The organism is Pedobacter sp. AJM, assembly GCF_002197755.1.
Classification (GTDB): domain Bacteria; phylum Bacteroidota; class Bacteroidia; order Sphingobacteriales; family Sphingobacteriaceae; genus Pedobacter.
Genome location: NZ_NHOT01000012.1, coordinates 38,574 through 53,856, shown reverse-complemented (window position 1 = coordinate 53,856; position 15,283 = coordinate 38,574). Strand labels below are relative to the sequence as shown.

The window sequence follows — 15,283 nt, the reverse complement described above, 5'->3', positions numbered from 1 at the left end:
ATCTATCATGATTTAAAATATCCACTACATAAAAGAATGATCAGCAGTTAAACCTTTAGCTCAAAATCACGTCTATGATTTAACAGCACACAGTTGTACGTTTTGTCAAATGAAACGGATTTGTTTTAGGTTTTACCCCCGTTTGGCCAGGAGTGGCGAAACGGGGTTTTTATTTAAAAGCCATACCAGATATTCTTTTTGTCAGAAAAAAATACGGCAAAAAGTTTCAAAAATTAAATAATTATTAATTTTTCACTACTTTAAGTCAGTTTTTACAAAAGATTAATTCTACATGAGCATAGCGAAACTTGAAGAACAGATAACGCTGGGAAATTTTCAGGCAGTTAAAGATATTTTGATCGAAAACCCGGCATTGGCCAATACCAACACATCACATCAGATTTCTCCCTTATTATTGGCCTGCTATTACAAAAAGCAGCAAATTGTCGATTTGATTGTGGAATTTACAGCTGATTTAAACTTGTTTGAGGCTTGTGCGGCAGGTAAATTTGATACGGCAACATTACTCGTTTTCCAAAATCCGGAGCATATCAATACCTGGTCTGATGATGGATTTACACCGCTGGGTTTGGCCTGTTATTTTGGCCATGAAGATTTGGCGCGGTTTCTTATACTCAAGGGTGCAGATGTGAACATTCCCTCTAAAAATGGCTTTAATGTCTTTCCGATCCACTCTGCTGTGGCATCAAATCATGTCAACCTGACTAAAATGCTTCTGGATGCAGGTGCCTATCCTAATGTTTGCCAAAAAGCAGGCTTAGCCCCATTACATACCGCAGCACAGCTGGGCAATATCGCGTTGATCATTCTCCTGCTGGAACATGGTGCTGAAGTAGGTTTAAGAATGGAAGGCGGAAAACTACCCGCAGATTTAGCTGCTGAAAAGGGTTTTCATGAAATTGCCGAAATATTAAGAGAAGATTAGTTTCTGTCATGGTGAATCGTCAGCTGTACATGACCCACTGATCTACTCCCAGATTCTCAACCGCATTTTTTTCATGTAAGTCCTGATGTCCAGCACCACTGCGGCCAGAAAGTAAAACAATATGGGGAAGCCAACCGCCAGAAATGACGAATAGATAAAAAATAAACGAACCTTAGCCGTACTCATGTTTAACTTATTGGCAAGATAAGTTGACACGCCGAAACTTTGCTGTTCAAAATAGGTGATGATTCTCTGAAACATTTTAAGCTTATTTTAAATCCAACGCAATAGAAAAATAAATCAAGCAAAATAATAATGCCAATTGAATACTAATTTAGGTATAATATTTAGATAAAAATGCATGAATTAAATATGATACCGATAAAGAAGTTAATCCAGCACCAGTTTATCAAAATCCTGCCTGTTCTCGTGTTTTATAAAAAGGATCTGCTGCTCATCTAAATGTGCAAATTTCTTTTTCAATTCATTCTTAAACTTTTCAATATCCACCGCTGCATGCAATATAACAGTTAAAGCATCGGCATTACCTCTTACCTCGATAATTTTATCCGGAAAATGCTCTCTAAGTTCGTGTGGGAATTCCATAATCATAAAACCTTTCTAACGCCATAAAGTTTGATCTCGGTGTTTTAATTTTTTTTATGGTATATGCCATGGGTAATCATTTTAAAAAAGTTAAAGCCCTACTTTGGTAAGGCTTTAACTGTTAACCCGCATCCATCCAAATGCCTGGTTTTAGTTTTAAAATCATACAGCATACCCTGACTGCTTGGTTTTTGTTAATCTAAATCGTCCCATTGATTTAACTATAACTACCACTAAGATAACAGATTAATAAATGCGCAAACGATCTTATTTGATAAAAGGGTAATTATACCCTTCAGTAATAAGGTTTATGCTGACTAAAAAAAAGTATTTTTACGGTACACTCATATTTAACCGATGACTGGATGTTGTTCATCATCAGGTATGATGAATGTTATTCAGATCAGGCTTTAATATGCTGATGCCTATGCCACACCGTAAGCATTTCTTCTGATCACAATATTGCTTTTTTAGCTGTAAAACGGCCTGAGAGGCAAAGGCTTTTTCAATGCTCACCCCCGCCCCGGTAAACTTTTCTGTAATGGCATTCTTTTCTGCCGGCAAACTTTCCAGCAGGCAAATTGCCCTGTCGATATAGTCCTGCATTCCAATATGCTTTCCATAAGCAAATAAGAATAGCGCAACAGTGTTTAATAAAATATTTTCGATAGATTTTTTACCGATCTGCGTATTTACACCTGCCGCTTTTTTATGAAAATGATAATGTTCCTCCCAATAAGGATTAACCGGCAGTTTTTCGAAAAGCCGGCCTAATTCACCAATATCTTTTATGGCTATAATTTTTGAAAAGAGATGGTTAGACTTTGAAATTAATGCAGCAAACTGTGCTAAACGAAGTGTAGGAAAATTCTGAGGCCTCATCCTCATAAATTTCCAATTAGACATTTCTATGGGTTTAATCTTATATTTTTTCTGAAGAAAAAGAAATTCCGCTTTAAGTTTGCGCGGGTATTCTTCTTCAGCATGATGGTTTAAAAAACCTGCAGCACCATAAACCAAAGCTTCAACCTGAAAGGGATTATCTTTGTGTTTCCTGTAAATTGATGAAGGCATGGCTTTTGCCAGAAACTCAAAAGGTAAAGCATTCACCTTAAAACCGAAATTCCTGGCCATGAACTGATAAAAAATTTCATCCCAGTTGCCCTTGGCCTCCTCCAGACTTTTAAACAGTAGCTCCGTTTTTTCCTCAAACCTTTCCGTTAAAGTCCTGGAAAGGAAAGAATCGATAATCACACGATTCACTGATGCAATCTGCGCGGCACATGGAAAATCATTTAAGTTAAGAAAAAGATTTTCATATTTCTCCAGCAGCTCCCTTGCTATTCTATTTTTTAAGATGAGTACAGGTATCACCGATCCATCCATCCGGTTGATTTCTACATCGTGTTCATATACCACGTGCAGAATTACATTCTCATAAGCCTTGTCGTTTTGATGGCGGTGCTTTAGCCAATCAGACGATTTAAGGTGGATTTCTACATTTCCGGCCCATAGCGTTTCAGCAATCTGAATTTTTGCCTGGCTAAAATCAGGACCTGCATCTTTATTCAGAAATCCATGATGGATAATTTGAAGTGTTTGCGCGTCAGCAGTTCTTAAATCAACATGATCAAATGATTTGAATTGCCAGACATAATGCAGGAAATCTTCAGAAAAGTTCATTTACTGAAGATAAAAAATATTCCTTTAAGTTTTATACCATTTCATTCGTCACCCTGAATTTATTTCAGGGTGTTCTGGTAAAAGATGCTGAAAATGCATTCAGCATGACGAAAGTAATTCATCTACAGCGGCTTGAATTGTGCTTTCTTCTTATAATTGGTAATAAAAACCCCTGCAATAATCAGTATTGTAGCCACAATCAAATCTACACCAACTTCCTCATTCAGCATCAGCCATCCTAAAAATATCGCGATCACAGTATTGAAATACGTAAGGATGGAGACCTCTGATGCGGTCACTTTTTTCAGCGCATAATGGTAACAAAAAAAGGCCAGTACAGAACCAAATATGGCCAGGTAAACCGCTGCAAAAATACTTTCTGTTTTCCAGGCACTTACTTCAGCCTGGCCTGAAAAAATGAACGCCAGGCACCACTGAACGAGTGCTGAAAAAACGAATTGGTAAAATAAATTTAAAAAGATATACTGTGGCTTGCCACTGTGTTTTTTAGAGTAAATGGTGCCTATTGTCCAGCCGGTAACGGCTAAAACAAGGGCAATGATGCCGTTCCGGTAACCTGGTTCCATCAAATCGGTAATTCCATCCCGAAAAATAAACACAACACCTAAAAAGCCAATAAAAACACCGGTAAAGCCTTTCAGGCTTGGTTTTTGAATTCCCAGAAAAACACAACCCAGAAATACCATCAATGGTGAGGTAGCATTAATTAAAGATGTTAAGCCACTTGGAATGGTTTTTTCAGCTACGGTGGTTAACCCGTTTGCAATAACCACCATTAAAATGGAAAGTATAATCTGCCTTTTAAAAGCCGACCAGCCAATCCACTTGAGTTCTTTTTGTTTAATCAGTATTAACAGAATAATCAGTGAAGCAATGCTTTGGCGGATGGCGGTGACGTACCAGGCTGGAATTGAAGATACGGCAATGCGGATCCCCAGATAGGTAGTTCCCCAAATCAGGGCTACACCTGTTAAGGCCAGTATAAGTTTTAAATCTAATGGGGGTTTCATCATGTGGAAATCAGCCGTAAAGGATGTGCTGCCTTACGTAAAGAAAAATGTTATTACCTGGAAACACGGCATATACAAAAAGCAAATCACTTTTCGTGTATGGGTAGCTTATCAAAACTAACCTGTGAAAAATCTGAAAATACTTGGCTAAATTAAACCGGCCCCGATTAAAATCTGCTCCATTTCTTTCTGCAGCTTCAATGCCTCTGCCCTTGCCTTTTCAGCAAAATCTTCGCCATTTCCGGCATAAATAATGCCCCGGGATGAGTTCACTAACAAGCCACATTGTGCATTCAATCCATATTGGCAAACTTCCTTTAAATCACCGCCCTGTGCACCTACACCAGGAACCAATAAAAAATGATCAGGTGCCAGTTTCCGGATATCAGCAAAGGCAGCACCACGTGTGGCCCCTACTACGTACATCATCTGTTCATCGGTAGCCCATTGCTGAGCGGTTTTTAATACTTTTTCAAAAAGCCTGTCGGTTCCGGTTTCCTGTAACTGAAAGTCAGCATGCCCGGTATTGGATGTTAAAGCCAGTAAGATCACCCATTTATTTTGAAATGTTAAAAAAGGTGTAACCGAATCACTTCCCATATAGGGTGCCACTGTAACAGAATCGAAACTCATTTCTGAAGATTTTTCATTAAAAAAAGTTTCTGCATACATGGCCGAAGTGTTGCCGATATCGCCACGCTTGGCATCTGCAATACTGAAAATATCTTTAGGCATGTATTTCCAGGTTTCAATTAAATTCTCCCAGCCTTTCTTCCCGTAACACTCATAAAAAGCTGTGTTTGGTTTATATGCTACACACAAATCTTTTGTGGCATCAATAATCTGCTTATTGAATTCCAAAATCGGATTTTCATATTGTAATAAGTGCTGGGGAATTTTATCCAGAGAAGAATCCAGCCCAACACATAAAAAAGAACGTTTTTTCTGTATCTGCCCGAAAAGTTGTTGCTTGGTCATATATGTGCTTATTTGCTGCAAATATGATGTTTTTTAAGATTTTTAGACGATTAAAATATTTTCACATTCATTATTTTATAAACATTTTAAACTTTTTCTTGCGGATTACGTTTCAAATACATACAATTGCATCATAATTTCTCAACCGTTTATCTGAATATCCCAGAAAAAATTATCAAAACTTGTTTTTTGTTACCATTTTTTGAAAACGATTCATCGTTTTTTATTCAGCATGTAAACAATTATGAAACCATTTTGAGGCTTCAAGTTAATCACTCATTTTTGGTTTTATAGCCTAAGAATTTATACGCATGAAATGTCTGGCTTTTTAAAACTAACATATTTTAGCCCTGACAGATTTATAACCGGAAACATCCGTTATAAAAAAATGAAAAATTTCTTGAAACATATATATTCAGAATGTTTAGCAAAACAGAATTAAATGATAAGCTCACACCAGAATTACGTGAGCTTGCAAAATCTTATGGCATTGAAGGTGCCGATTCCTTAAGAAAGATAGACCTTGTTGAAGTACTTCTGCATCAGCAGGAAATTATAAATGCCGCCAAAACAGGTACCGATCCTTATAGTGAACCAGCAGTTGCAGAAGCCAGTGTAGCAGCACCTGCTGTAACCAAAACCAAAGCAGTTAAAGCTGAAAAGACTCCAAAGATTGCTACAGCAGCAGCCAGTGCAACGGATAAGCCTGTGAAGAAAAGAGCAAGATTGAGTAAAGATGAATCCGTTACACCTGTTGAAAGAAAAAGGGAATCGGTTACTTTATTTGATGAGCCGCAGCACCAGCAAAGGGCAGAAAAACAACCAGACAGAATTGCAGAGCAGGAAGAAAGTGTTAAACCCATTTCTGCCCTGATTGAAGAAAGTGCGGAAGTATTACCTGTTCAGAAACAAAAGCAAGAGCCACGGGAAAAACAAGAAAAACCACAGCGCGAAGATAACCGCCAGCAGAAACAACCCGGAGGCGGCAACCACCATAAAAACGAAAACAGTTATTCTAATTTAGATTTTGATAACGTGATCACAAATGAAGGTGTTTTAGAAATTATGCCTGATGGTTACGGTTTCTTACGTTCTGCGGATTATAACTACTTAACCTCTCCTGATGATATTTATGTATCACAGTCGCAAATCAAACTTTTCGGCCTAAAAACCGGCGATACCGTTAAGGGCAGTATCCGTCCGCCAAAAGAAGGCGAAAAATATTTCCCTTTAGTTCGTGTGGAAACCATCAATGGCAGAATTCCTGCCGAGGTAAGGGATCGTGTACCTTTCGATTATTTAACCCCCTTATTTCCAACAGAAAAATTAAATTTATTTACGGACAACAGTAATTATTCTACCCGTATTATGGATTTATTTACACCAATTGGAAAAGGACAGCGTGGTTTGATTGTAGCGCAACCTAAAACCGGTAAAACCAATTTACTGAAAGAAGTGGCAAATGCCATCGCTAAAAACCACCCTGAAGTTTATTTAATTATTTTATTAATTGACGAACGTCCGGAAGAGGTAACAGATATGGCCCGCAGTGTGCGTGCCGAAGTAATTGCTTCTACTTTTGATGAGCCAGCTGAGCGCCATGTAAAAATTGCCAATATTGTTTTAGAGAAATCCAAGCGTTTGGTAGAAAGCGGACATGATGTGGTCATTTTACTGGATTCGATTACCCGTTTGGCCAGGGCTTACAATACCACTGCTCCGGCTTCGGGTAAAATTTTATCCGGTGGTGTGGATGCCAATGCCCTGCACAAACCAAAACGTTTCTTTGGAGCGGCCCGTAATATCGAAAATGGTGGTTCATTAACCATTTTGGCAACTGCATTAACGGATACAGGTTCTAAAATGGATGAAGTGATTTTCGAAGAATTTAAAGGAACGGGTAACATGGAGTTACAGTTAGACCGTAAATTATCGAACAAACGCATCTTCCCGGCAATTGATATTACCGCATCAAGCACCCGCCGTGATGATTTATTATTGGATAGAGATATTCTGCAACGTGTATGGATTTTACGTAACCACCTGGCAGACATGAACAGCCAGGAGGCGATGGAATTTGTACAGGCACAGATAAAAGGCACTAAAAGCAACGAAGAATTCCTAATTTCGATGAATAGCTAAATAAGTTTGGCGTTTGGGGTTTGGCGTAATGCGTTTCAAACCCCATGCGCTTAGCGCATAACCCCATGCTAAAAAAAAATATCCCCAATGCAATCACCTGTGCAAACCTTTTTTCAGGTTGCATCGGAATTGTTTTTGCATTTAAAGGCGACTTAAAAATTGCCGCGTATTTTGTTATTCTTTCCGGAATTTTTGATTTTTTTGATGGAATGGTGGCTCGTTTATTAAATGTAAAATCGGCCATTGGCAAAGACCTGGATTCCCTGGCAGATATGGTCAGCTTTGGATTTTTACCAGGGGTAATCATGTTTAACTTACTGCAATTAAGCGATTACACTTCTGCATACCTTCCATACCTGGGCTTTTTGATTACCATTTTTTCTGCTTTAAGATTGGCAAAATTTAATAACGATGAAAGACAAACGGAAGATTTCATCGGACTAAATACACCAATGAATACTTTATTTATCTGCTCGCTACCATATATTTACGATGATTACCCCAGTATAATCGGATCAACCATCCTGCTTATATCCATTATAGCAATCACCAGTTTCTTACTGATCAGCGAGATTAAGATATTCTCTTTAAAATTCAGTGATCTAAGCTGGGCAAAAAACAAAATTAAATTCATTTTTCTGATCCTCTCGGCTGCTTTAATAGCCGTATTACAATTCGCTGCCATTCCTTTTGTACTGGTATTGTATATTGCCTTATCTGTTTTGCATTTTAAACATGTTGCGGAAAAGATCAGTTAACAGCTGAATAATAAATGCTTAAAGACACCCAGGGTCAGTTGAGGGGTTGAATATCTTTCTTAACCGAATCCAGCTGTGAATAGATGATCTGCACGATTATTTTCAGCCGTTCTATAGCAGCAGGAATTTGGTTCACATCATGATTTCGGGCCTTCAGTTCAATTTCCTCTACAAAATCCTTTATATCATTGCGGCCGATATAACTAAATGTCGGTTTCAGTTTATGAGCACATCTGCTTACTTCATCCCAGTTTTTCAGGGCCAGAGCATCATCCATTTCTGCCAGATAGATCGGGGTTTGCTGAATAAATGTATCAAAAATCTCGATCATAAATTCAGGATGATGTCCCACCATTCCAACGAGGTATGATAAATCTAAAGGATGATGATCATCGATATTTTGCATAAAGCAAAACTAATCATTACAATTTCCTAATTTCCAAAACATCCGTAATATTTTCATAGATATTCTGAACCGTTTGTCCTAAAACGGGATGAACAACTTCGGGTGCAATTTCGGCCAGCGGTGCCATGACGAACTTCCGTTCCTGCATGTGGGGATGCGGTACATGAAGTAGATTTTGAATATCAATCACTGCATCGCCAAACAGGATCAGGTCGATATCAATCAACCGTTCACCCCATTTTTCTTTACGCACCCTTCCAAGAGATTGTTCAATATGAAGTGCTTTTTGCAATACCTCCAGGGCTGTAAAACCAGTTTTTACCGCAACCGCCTGATTTAAAAAAGCAGGCTGATTTTCCTTACCCCATGCCGCCGTCTCGTAAATGGAGGAAACCGATACGACCTCGCCAATTTCCAGCCCAATTAAAGAAATGGCCCGACTTAAATTATCCTCCCTGTTCCCTAAATTTCCACCGAGTAACAAATAAGCAATCGTATACTCTAAAGCCGTATTAACCGTCATGTATTTTTATATCTTTACGCCACAAAACTAACATTTAAATGAAAGATTTTTTCAAGTATCTCTTTGCCTCCATGCTGGGTTTTTTCCTTTCTGTGGTGATTATATTTATTATCGTAATTGTGATTATTTTCGGTGCCATTTCATCATTGGATGATGATAAATCGGTTACAGTATCGAATAATTCCATTCTGTTTTTAAACCTTGACCAGCCCATCACCGAGCGGACGCCTAAAAATCCTTTTGGCAACCTCCCGATAGTGGGCAGTGCAGAAAAGGACGGAATTGGATTAAACGACTTGTTGAAATCAATAAAAAAGGCCAAAACAGATGATAATATTAAATGCATCTACCTAAACGTGAGCAGCCCGAATGCGGGTTTTGCAACCATGCGCGAGGTGAGGAATGCATTAATTGATTTTAAAAAATCGCATAAAAAAATCATCTCATACAGTGAAGTGTATACGCAAGGTGCTTATTACCTGGCATCAGTAGCAGATAAAATTTATTTAAATCCGGAAGGTGCGCTGGAATTTAAAGGATTCAGTTCTGAACTTACTTTTTTTAAGGGCACGTTGGAAAAGGCTGGCGTAGAGATGCAGGTAATTAGAGTGGGTAACTATAAAAGTGCTGTTGAACCCTTTATTTTAGATAAAATGAGTGATTATAACCGCCAGCAGGTTACGGCTTATGTGGGTGGCTTATACAATACTTTTTTAACTGATATTGCCAAAAGCAGAAATATGGAACGTGATAGCTTGTTTTCCATTGCTGATCAATACAAAATTCAACAACCTCAGGATGCTTTAAACTATAAAATGATTGATGGCCTGAAATACAAAGATCAGATCCTGGAGGAACTTAAGGGCATTTCAGGCAGAACCAAAGGTGAAAATATCCGGTCGGTTGCAATCAATGATTATGCAAAGAACAACAGCGATGCGGGCAGCAGCAAAAACAAAGTCGCTGTTATTTATGCCAACGGAGAAATTAGCGGTGGTGAAGGCAATGATAATCAAATTGGTTCTGAACGCATATCCAGAGCCATCAGAAAGGCACGTTTGGATGATGACATCAAAGCGGTGGTGATTCGCGTAAATTCTCCTGGCGGAAGTGCACTAGCTTCGGATGTGATCTGGCGGGAAATTGTACTGACTAAAAAAGAAAAACCAGTTATTGCCTCCTTTGGTGATGTGGCTGCTTCTGGCGGATATTATATCGGCTGTGCAGCTGACAGTATATTTGTTCAGCCCAATACCATTACGGGTTCAATCGGTGTTTTTGGAATCATTCCGAATTTTCAAAACCTGATGACCAATAAACTGGGAATTACTTTTGACGGGGTTAAAACCGGTCAGTATGCTGATATCATGGCAACCAACAGGCCGATGACTGCTGGCGAGAGATTTATTATTCAGAATGAACTAAACCGGGTTTACAGCGGCTTTGTAAGTCGTGTAGCGGATGGCAGAAAGAAAAGCAAAGCTTATATCGACAGCATTGGCGGTGGACATGTGTGGATTGGTACGGATGCCGTTCAGATTGGCCTGGCAGATCGTATCGGCAGCTTTAATGATGCCATTAACGCTGCAGCGAAGAAAGCTAAAATAAAAGATTTTAAAGTGGTGGAATACCCTGATGTGATTGATCCCCTTAAATCTTTAATGGATGAAAGTACAGATAAAATCAAAACATACTACACCAAACAAGAGCTGGGCGATCATTACATGCTTTACCAGCAAATGAAAAAGGTAATGGCTAGTTCAGGCATTCAGGCCAGGATGCCTTTTGAAGCAGTTATCAGATAATTTCTTTTGATACACTGGCTGGTAAATTGCCAACCAGTGTATCATTTTCCAGGTAACGGGGTGAAACCAGACTTATATGCTAACTTACCCGCTTCCCTTTTGTCAGCATGTTTAATGCATCATTCAAAGTTCCGGCTTGTTGCACCTCTCCTTCATTCACGAAATAAATTTCATCAGCATTTTCAATGGTGTTTAACCGGTGGGCAATGATGACTAAGGTGGTTTCCTTTGATAGTTTATTTAAGATACTACTTAGTAATTGTTCTGTAATGGTATCAATATTTGCAGTTGCTTCATCTAAAATCAGTAATTCAGGGTTTCGGAGCACAGCCCGCATAAATGCAATGAGTTGCTTCTGACCTAAACTAATGCTGTCTGACCCTGAAGCAATTTTAGTACTGATACCTTCATCAAAAATTGCCAGCAATGCATTTAAATTCGCTTGTTCGATAATCCTGGTGAGTTCATCATCGCTCACATCTTTATACTGGCTGTTCCCATAAAGGATATTATCTTTAACCGTCCCGGTAAACAAAAAGGGTTCTTGTAAAATAAAGCCAATTTTCTGCGTGCGCTCTTCTGCGCTGAAAGACCGGATATCCTTTCCGTTTAATAAAACAGTTCCTTTTGTAGCGTCGTATAAACGTGAAATCAATGACGCCGTAGTGGTTTTACCGCCGCCTGTTGGCCCGATGAGGGCGTAGGTTTTCCCTTTTTCAAACTTCAGGTTGATGTGATGCAGAATTTCTTTTGAATCATCGTAAGAGAAGTGAACATCCTTAAATTCGATCAGGGCATCCGAAGTAGCGGTCTCCTCATTTTTGATTACCTGCAGGTTGTTCTCCAGCAATAAAATTTTAGAAATACGATCCCAACTGGCCATAGCTACCTGAAAACTGGTCCATAATGCTGCCAATTGCCTCAGCGGATTATAAAAATTGGTACAATAAGATAAATAACTCACCAGAAAACCTAAAGAAAACTGGCCTGTAGAAATGAGGTGTATACCGAAAAGCAAAACGATTAATTGTGCGATACTGGAAAGCAGCCCATAAACCGGAACAAAAATATTATTGGCCAGGCCTGCACCAATGGCGGTTTTGTAGTTTTCTTGGTTGGCCTCATCAAAACGTCGCCTAAAATAATCGCGGCGGTTGAAAGCTATAATCACCTTAAAATTATTCAGGCTTTCCTGAACCTCAGCACTTAGTCCGCCTACGCTTTTCAGGTTTTTAGCATTTTTACGCTTTATCCAGGGCGATAACACCATGGTAAAAACGACAATGGCAATGGCTGGTGAAAGGGCGGCGGCACCAAGTTCCAAATTAATAGATAACAAAAACACACCTGCACCAATCATGGTGACAATACTCCCGATAAACTGCATCAGCGATTGAGAAAAAAACTGATTCAGCTTGTCTGTATCACTGTTTACCCTTGAAATTAAATCACCGGCCTTATTCTGGTTGAAAAAAGAAACCGGCAATTCCTGCAACTTATTAAAAATGGCATTTCTAAGGGTATATAACATTCTTTGGCCGATACCTCCCATCAGTTTGGTTTGGATATATCCGGTAACCATGGCAATTAAGTACATGCCCAAAAGAATGCCGCCAAAAACCAGCACACCATGAAACTGCTTGGTTCTGATATAAGCATCAATGGTATGCCCCACCAAAAGTGGCCCGAGTAAAAGTAATCCCGAATTAATAAGGATAGCGATTAAGGCCAGTATAAGATTCTTTCGTTCCGCAGAGATGAATTTCAGCAATCTTTTAAGCGCCTGGTAGGTAGATTGCTTTTCCTGCTCGTCGTTGAGCTGGTTAAGATTGTAATTCATAATTGCTTGTGCTCTGTTGTGAATTGTAAATTTGAACATATTCAGGGCTGTGCTGAATCAATTCCTGGTGTGTTCCGGTAGCAATAACTTCCCCCTGCATCAATAAAATCACCTGATCGTAATTTTCAACTGCGGCAATTTTCTGTGTCACGGAGATCAGGGTTATACCTGGATAATGCTGCTGGATATTTTCAAGAATCCGCTTTTCGGTATTGGCATCTACCCTGGCGGTAAAATCATCCAGCAACAAAATTTTAGGGTTTACGGCCAATGCCCTGGCCAGCATGATGCGTTGCTTCTGTCCACCCGAAAGGCTGTTTCCACGTTCAGAAACAATGGTATCCAGTTTTTCAGGTAAGGCATCAATAAAATCCTTTAGTTCTGCGGTTTGAATGGCCATCGCCAAAGATTCGTCAGTAACCGTATTGCTAAAGGCGATATTCTCACGAATGCTCATGTTAAAAATAATACTGTCCTGAAAAACAAAGCCAACCTGCTGGTGAAAATTCTCCTGTTTATAGCTGTTGATTTCTTGATGATCATAAAGAATTTCACCGGTCTGGGGTTCGATCAATCCGGTCAAAATATAAAGCAGTTGCGTTTTTCCGGCAGCCGTAGGACCAATAATGGCTGTTCTGGACCCTGCCTTTGCAGCAAAAGAAACCTGCTTTAAAATGGGTTTCTGACCAAAGTTTAATTCAATATTCCGGGCTTCAACATAACCGGTTAGTACATTGGTTAGGGTACCGGGATGCTTTAATTCAGGTGCATGTAGTACACTTTCAATGCGTTGATAGGAAGCAGTAGCCTGGGCTATGACATTACTCATAAAACCGATCACCAAAATCGGAAATATAATCAGTGCCAGGTAACTGTTAAACGCCGCAAATTCACCAAGCGTCATGGTACCTGTGATCACAAAATGGCCTCCAAGTACAAGAATTGTAAGGCCGGAAAGGTTCGAAATAAAAACAATGATGGGAATCAGCCCTGCAAATAAACGGAGAATGGATAGGCCAAGATCACGTGCTTTGGCATTGGCATCTAAAAACTTCTGGTATTCAAGCTGTTGGGAATTGATCACACGAATCAGCGCTGACCCCAGAATACTCTCGCTGATTACTTTATTCAGCCAGTCGATCACTTCGCGACTTTTGATAAAGAGCACCCTCACTTTTTTCAATACCAGGTAAAATGCAATCCCTATGATTGGTACAATAGCAATTACACAAAGGGCAAGTTTCCAATTGATCATGAGGAGCAAAATGCTCGCCCCAACAATTAAAAATATTGACGATGCGAGTGACACAATCGCCTGCGACACAAACATTTTAATGGAATCTGCATCTGAAGTTAAGTTGGTGAGTAATTTGGACGGATTGGCTTCGATAACATAAGCGTGGCTCTGACGAGAAATCTGATCAGAAAGTTTTGACCTTAAATCTCTGGCTACCCGTTCTGATGCATAGGTTTGAACAATACTCTGCAAATAGGTAAAGATAAAAACCAATACGATGGCAATGGCAAACTGAAACAAAACCGAATCCAGATTAAATGTTTTGCTGGTATATGAATCGATGCCATGGGCAATAATTTTTGGCAGCAATAAGTTAATGCCGTTACTGAGCAGGGCAAATAAAATAAGTGAAAAGATTAAGCCTTTATAGGATGCCAGTAAACTAAAAACGCTTGGTTTTTTAGCTTCTTTGGGTTTTGTCATGTAGTTCATTAAATAGTGGACAGATCAAATTTAACCCAATTATTTGATACTGCCGGCAATAAAATATTAAAATATAAAAGGCGAATGATTAATAAAGTGGCTGAGGAATATCCGGATGCTACAAATTAACCATTCACCTTTTAAAATTGATTAGCTTTCTTTTAAAACCATATCAATGGTAATGGCTGTACATACGATGGCCACTTTCTGGTCGCTTTCTGCATAACCAGGATCTATCGATACATTGTATTTATCGGCTGTGGTGAACACTTCTTTTAATGCACCCGCCCATTTCTTACTAATCTTACCGACCTCGGCGCCAGTATTATTGGTGATGTTAAAATTCCAGGCCTTCCAATCGCCGGTTATTTTGGCAATTTCCGTTCCTGATACAGGGTTTGATATGGTGAATGTTGGTTTAAACAGTTTGAACTTCTGCTTGATAATGCCCACTTCAACACCCATCGGATCAGTCACGATAATTTTCGACATCCAGAAAGTCCAGCCCCGGCTAATGGTGGCCTGCAACTGACCGTTTACATCCGTAATCTCCAGTTTAAAAGGCATCATCCGTTTATCAACCAGTAAGGTTAAAGCCTTCTGCCAGCCACTTATACGCTGTTTAATCACCCCGATCTGCGTACCCTGATCATTGTAAACCTTATACTCATTTGCAAACTTCAGGAAGTTCACTTTTTCATCAATAAAATACTCGTCGCTCAAAAAAAAATCTGGAATCTGCTTATTCATATGGTAAAAATAGATTAAATGAGCAGCTAAATTATATAAAAAATTTAAATCAGATCTTGCCTTTAAAGATTAGTATCTTTGTACAAAAACCATTG

At 39.2% G+C, this 15,283-nt stretch carries 14 protein-coding genes; 4 read left to right on the top strand and 10 right to left on the bottom strand.

Translation table 11 applies throughout. From position 1 onward, the window contains the following. The first annotated feature begins 292 nt into the window (after window positions 1-292). Window positions 293-946 (top strand): ankyrin repeat domain-containing protein, encoded by a 654-nt coding sequence (locus tag CBW18_RS18105; RefSeq protein ID WP_088302793.1) that lies wholly within the window; start codon window positions 293-295, stop codon window positions 944-946. A 42-nt stretch (window positions 947-988) separates the two neighbouring features. On the opposite strand, the gene CBW18_RS18100 is transcribed toward CBW18_RS18105, so the two are convergent. From CBW18_RS18100 to pyrF, 5 genes are all read right to left on the bottom strand, one after another. Further along, the gene (locus tag CBW18_RS18100) at window positions 989-1,207 is read right to left on the bottom strand and encodes a PspC domain-containing protein (protein WP_010601800.1); all 219 of its coding nucleotides are present in this window, start codon (window positions 1,205-1,207) and stop codon (window positions 989-991) included. A 129-nt stretch (window positions 1,208-1,336) separates the two neighbouring features. Further along, complete coding sequence (locus CBW18_RS18095; RefSeq protein WP_140418711.1) at window positions 1,337-1,552, bottom strand: hypothetical protein; 216 nt, start codon at window positions 1,550-1,552, stop codon at window positions 1,337-1,339. 378 nt (window positions 1,553-1,930) lie between these two features. Then, window positions 1,931-3,235, bottom strand: coding sequence for a DUF2851 family protein (locus CBW18_RS18090; RefSeq protein ID WP_088302791.1), 1,305 nt, complete (start codon window positions 3,233-3,235; stop codon window positions 1,931-1,933). 122 nt (window positions 3,236-3,357) lie between these two features. Continuing rightward, window positions 3,358-4,269, bottom strand: a complete 912-nt coding sequence (locus tag CBW18_RS18085) for a DMT family transporter (RefSeq protein WP_253249082.1) — start codon at window positions 4,267-4,269, stop codon at window positions 3,358-3,360. A gap of 144 nt (window positions 4,270-4,413) precedes the next feature. After that, window positions 4,414-5,244: an orotidine-5'-phosphate decarboxylase gene (gene pyrF / locus CBW18_RS18080; RefSeq protein ID WP_088302790.1), complete on the bottom strand. Its 831-nt coding sequence runs from the start codon at window positions 5,242-5,244 to the stop codon at window positions 4,414-4,416. Between the two features lie 420 nt (window positions 5,245-5,664). Here pyrF and rho point away from each other — a divergent pair, with 420 nt between their 5' ends. Together rho and pssA are read left to right on the top strand one after the other, a co-directional pair. Next, complete coding sequence (rho, locus tag CBW18_RS18075) at window positions 5,665-7,386, top strand: transcription termination factor Rho (protein ID WP_088302789.1); 1,722 nt, start codon at window positions 5,665-5,667, stop codon at window positions 7,384-7,386. Between the two features lie 65 nt (window positions 7,387-7,451). Next, window positions 7,452-8,144, top strand: coding sequence for a CDP-diacylglycerol--serine O-phosphatidyltransferase (gene pssA / locus CBW18_RS18070; protein WP_088302862.1), 693 nt, complete (start codon window positions 7,452-7,454; stop codon window positions 8,142-8,144). Between the two features lie 34 nt (window positions 8,145-8,178). On the opposite strand, the gene CBW18_RS18065 is transcribed toward pssA, so the two are convergent. Together CBW18_RS18065 and folK are read right to left on the bottom strand one after the other, a co-directional pair. Beyond that, a complete protein-coding gene (locus CBW18_RS18065; protein WP_088302788.1) occupies window positions 8,179-8,550 on the bottom strand; it encodes an Hpt domain-containing protein in 372 nt (123 codons plus the stop codon). Between the two features lie 16 nt (window positions 8,551-8,566). Next, a complete protein-coding gene (gene folK, locus CBW18_RS18060) occupies window positions 8,567-9,073 on the bottom strand; it encodes a 2-amino-4-hydroxy-6-hydroxymethyldihydropteridine diphosphokinase (protein ID WP_088302787.1) in 507 nt (168 codons plus the stop codon). Between the two features lie 38 nt (window positions 9,074-9,111). Here folK and sppA point away from each other — a divergent pair, with 38 nt between their 5' ends. Further along, window positions 9,112-10,878: a signal peptide peptidase SppA gene (sppA, locus tag CBW18_RS18055; RefSeq protein WP_088302786.1), complete on the top strand. Its 1,767-nt coding sequence runs from the start codon at window positions 9,112-9,114 to the stop codon at window positions 10,876-10,878. A gap of 79 nt (window positions 10,879-10,957) precedes the next feature. Here the strand turns inward: sppA and CBW18_RS18050 are convergent, their stop codons facing one another. The 3 genes from CBW18_RS18050 to CBW18_RS18040 all read right to left on the bottom strand — a co-directional run bounded on the left by CBW18_RS18050 (window position 10,958) and on the right by CBW18_RS18040 (window position 15,188). Further along, on the bottom strand, window positions 10,958-12,718 hold the full coding sequence (locus CBW18_RS18050; RefSeq protein ID WP_088302785.1) for an ABC transporter ATP-binding protein: 1,761 nt from the start codon (window positions 12,716-12,718) through the stop codon (window positions 10,958-10,960). Continuing rightward, on the bottom strand, window positions 12,702-14,438 hold the full coding sequence (locus CBW18_RS18045) for an ABC transporter ATP-binding protein (RefSeq protein ID WP_216359265.1): 1,737 nt from the start codon (window positions 14,436-14,438) through the stop codon (window positions 12,702-12,704). The genes CBW18_RS18050 and CBW18_RS18045 overlap by 17 nt, the downstream gene beginning before the upstream one ends. Window positions 14,439-14,588: 150 nt before the next feature. Continuing rightward, entirely contained in the window at window positions 14,589-15,188 is a 600-nt protein-coding gene (locus CBW18_RS18040; RefSeq protein ID WP_088302783.1) for an LURP-one-related/scramblase family protein, read from the bottom strand. Window positions 15,189-15,283 lie beyond the last annotated feature (95 nt).

What these genes read in the sequence shown, in the direction of transcription:
- CBW18_RS18050 (WP_088302785.1), bottom strand. Translation starts at nt 12,718, where the DNA reads ATGAATTACAATCTTAACCAGCTCAACGACGAGCAGGAAAAGCAATCT.
- CBW18_RS18090 (WP_088302791.1), bottom strand. Translation starts at nt 3,235, where the DNA reads ATGAACTTTTCTGAAGATTTCCTGCATTATGTCTGGCAATTCAAATCA.
- CBW18_RS18095 (WP_140418711.1), bottom strand. Translation starts at nt 1,552, where the DNA reads ATGGAATTCCCACACGAACTTAGAGAGCATTTTCCGGATAAAATTATC.
- CBW18_RS18040 (WP_088302783.1), bottom strand. Translation starts at nt 15,188, where the DNA reads ATGAATAAGCAGATTCCAGATTTTTTTTTGAGCGACGAGTATTTTATT.
- CBW18_RS18045 (WP_216359265.1), bottom strand. Translation starts at nt 14,438, where the DNA reads ATGACAAAACCCAAAGAAGCTAAAAAACCAAGCGTTTTTAGTTTACTG.
- CBW18_RS18065 (WP_088302788.1), bottom strand. Translation starts at nt 8,550, where the DNA reads ATGCAAAATATCGATGATCATCATCCTTTAGATTTATCATACCTCGTT.
- pyrF (WP_088302790.1), bottom strand. Translation starts at nt 5,244, where the DNA reads ATGACCAAGCAACAACTTTTCGGGCAGATACAGAAAAAACGTTCTTTT.
- folK (WP_088302787.1), bottom strand. Translation starts at nt 9,073, where the DNA reads ATGACGGTTAATACGGCTTTAGAGTATACGATTGCTTATTTGTTACTC.
- pssA (WP_088302862.1), top strand. Translation starts at nt 7,452, where the DNA reads ATGCTAAAAAAAAATATCCCCAATGCAATCACCTGTGCAAACCTTTTT.
- CBW18_RS18105 (WP_088302793.1), top strand. Translation starts at nt 293, where the DNA reads ATGAGCATAGCGAAACTTGAAGAACAGATAACGCTGGGAAATTTTCAG.
- rho (WP_088302789.1), top strand. Translation starts at nt 5,665, where the DNA reads ATGTTTAGCAAAACAGAATTAAATGATAAGCTCACACCAGAATTACGT.
- sppA (WP_088302786.1), top strand. Translation starts at nt 9,112, where the DNA reads ATGAAAGATTTTTTCAAGTATCTCTTTGCCTCCATGCTGGGTTTTTTC.
- CBW18_RS18100 (WP_010601800.1), bottom strand. Translation starts at nt 1,207, where the DNA reads ATGTTTCAGAGAATCATCACCTATTTTGAACAGCAAAGTTTCGGCGTG.
- CBW18_RS18085 (WP_253249082.1), bottom strand. Translation starts at nt 4,269, where the DNA reads ATGATGAAACCCCCATTAGATTTAAAACTTATACTGGCCTTAACAGGT.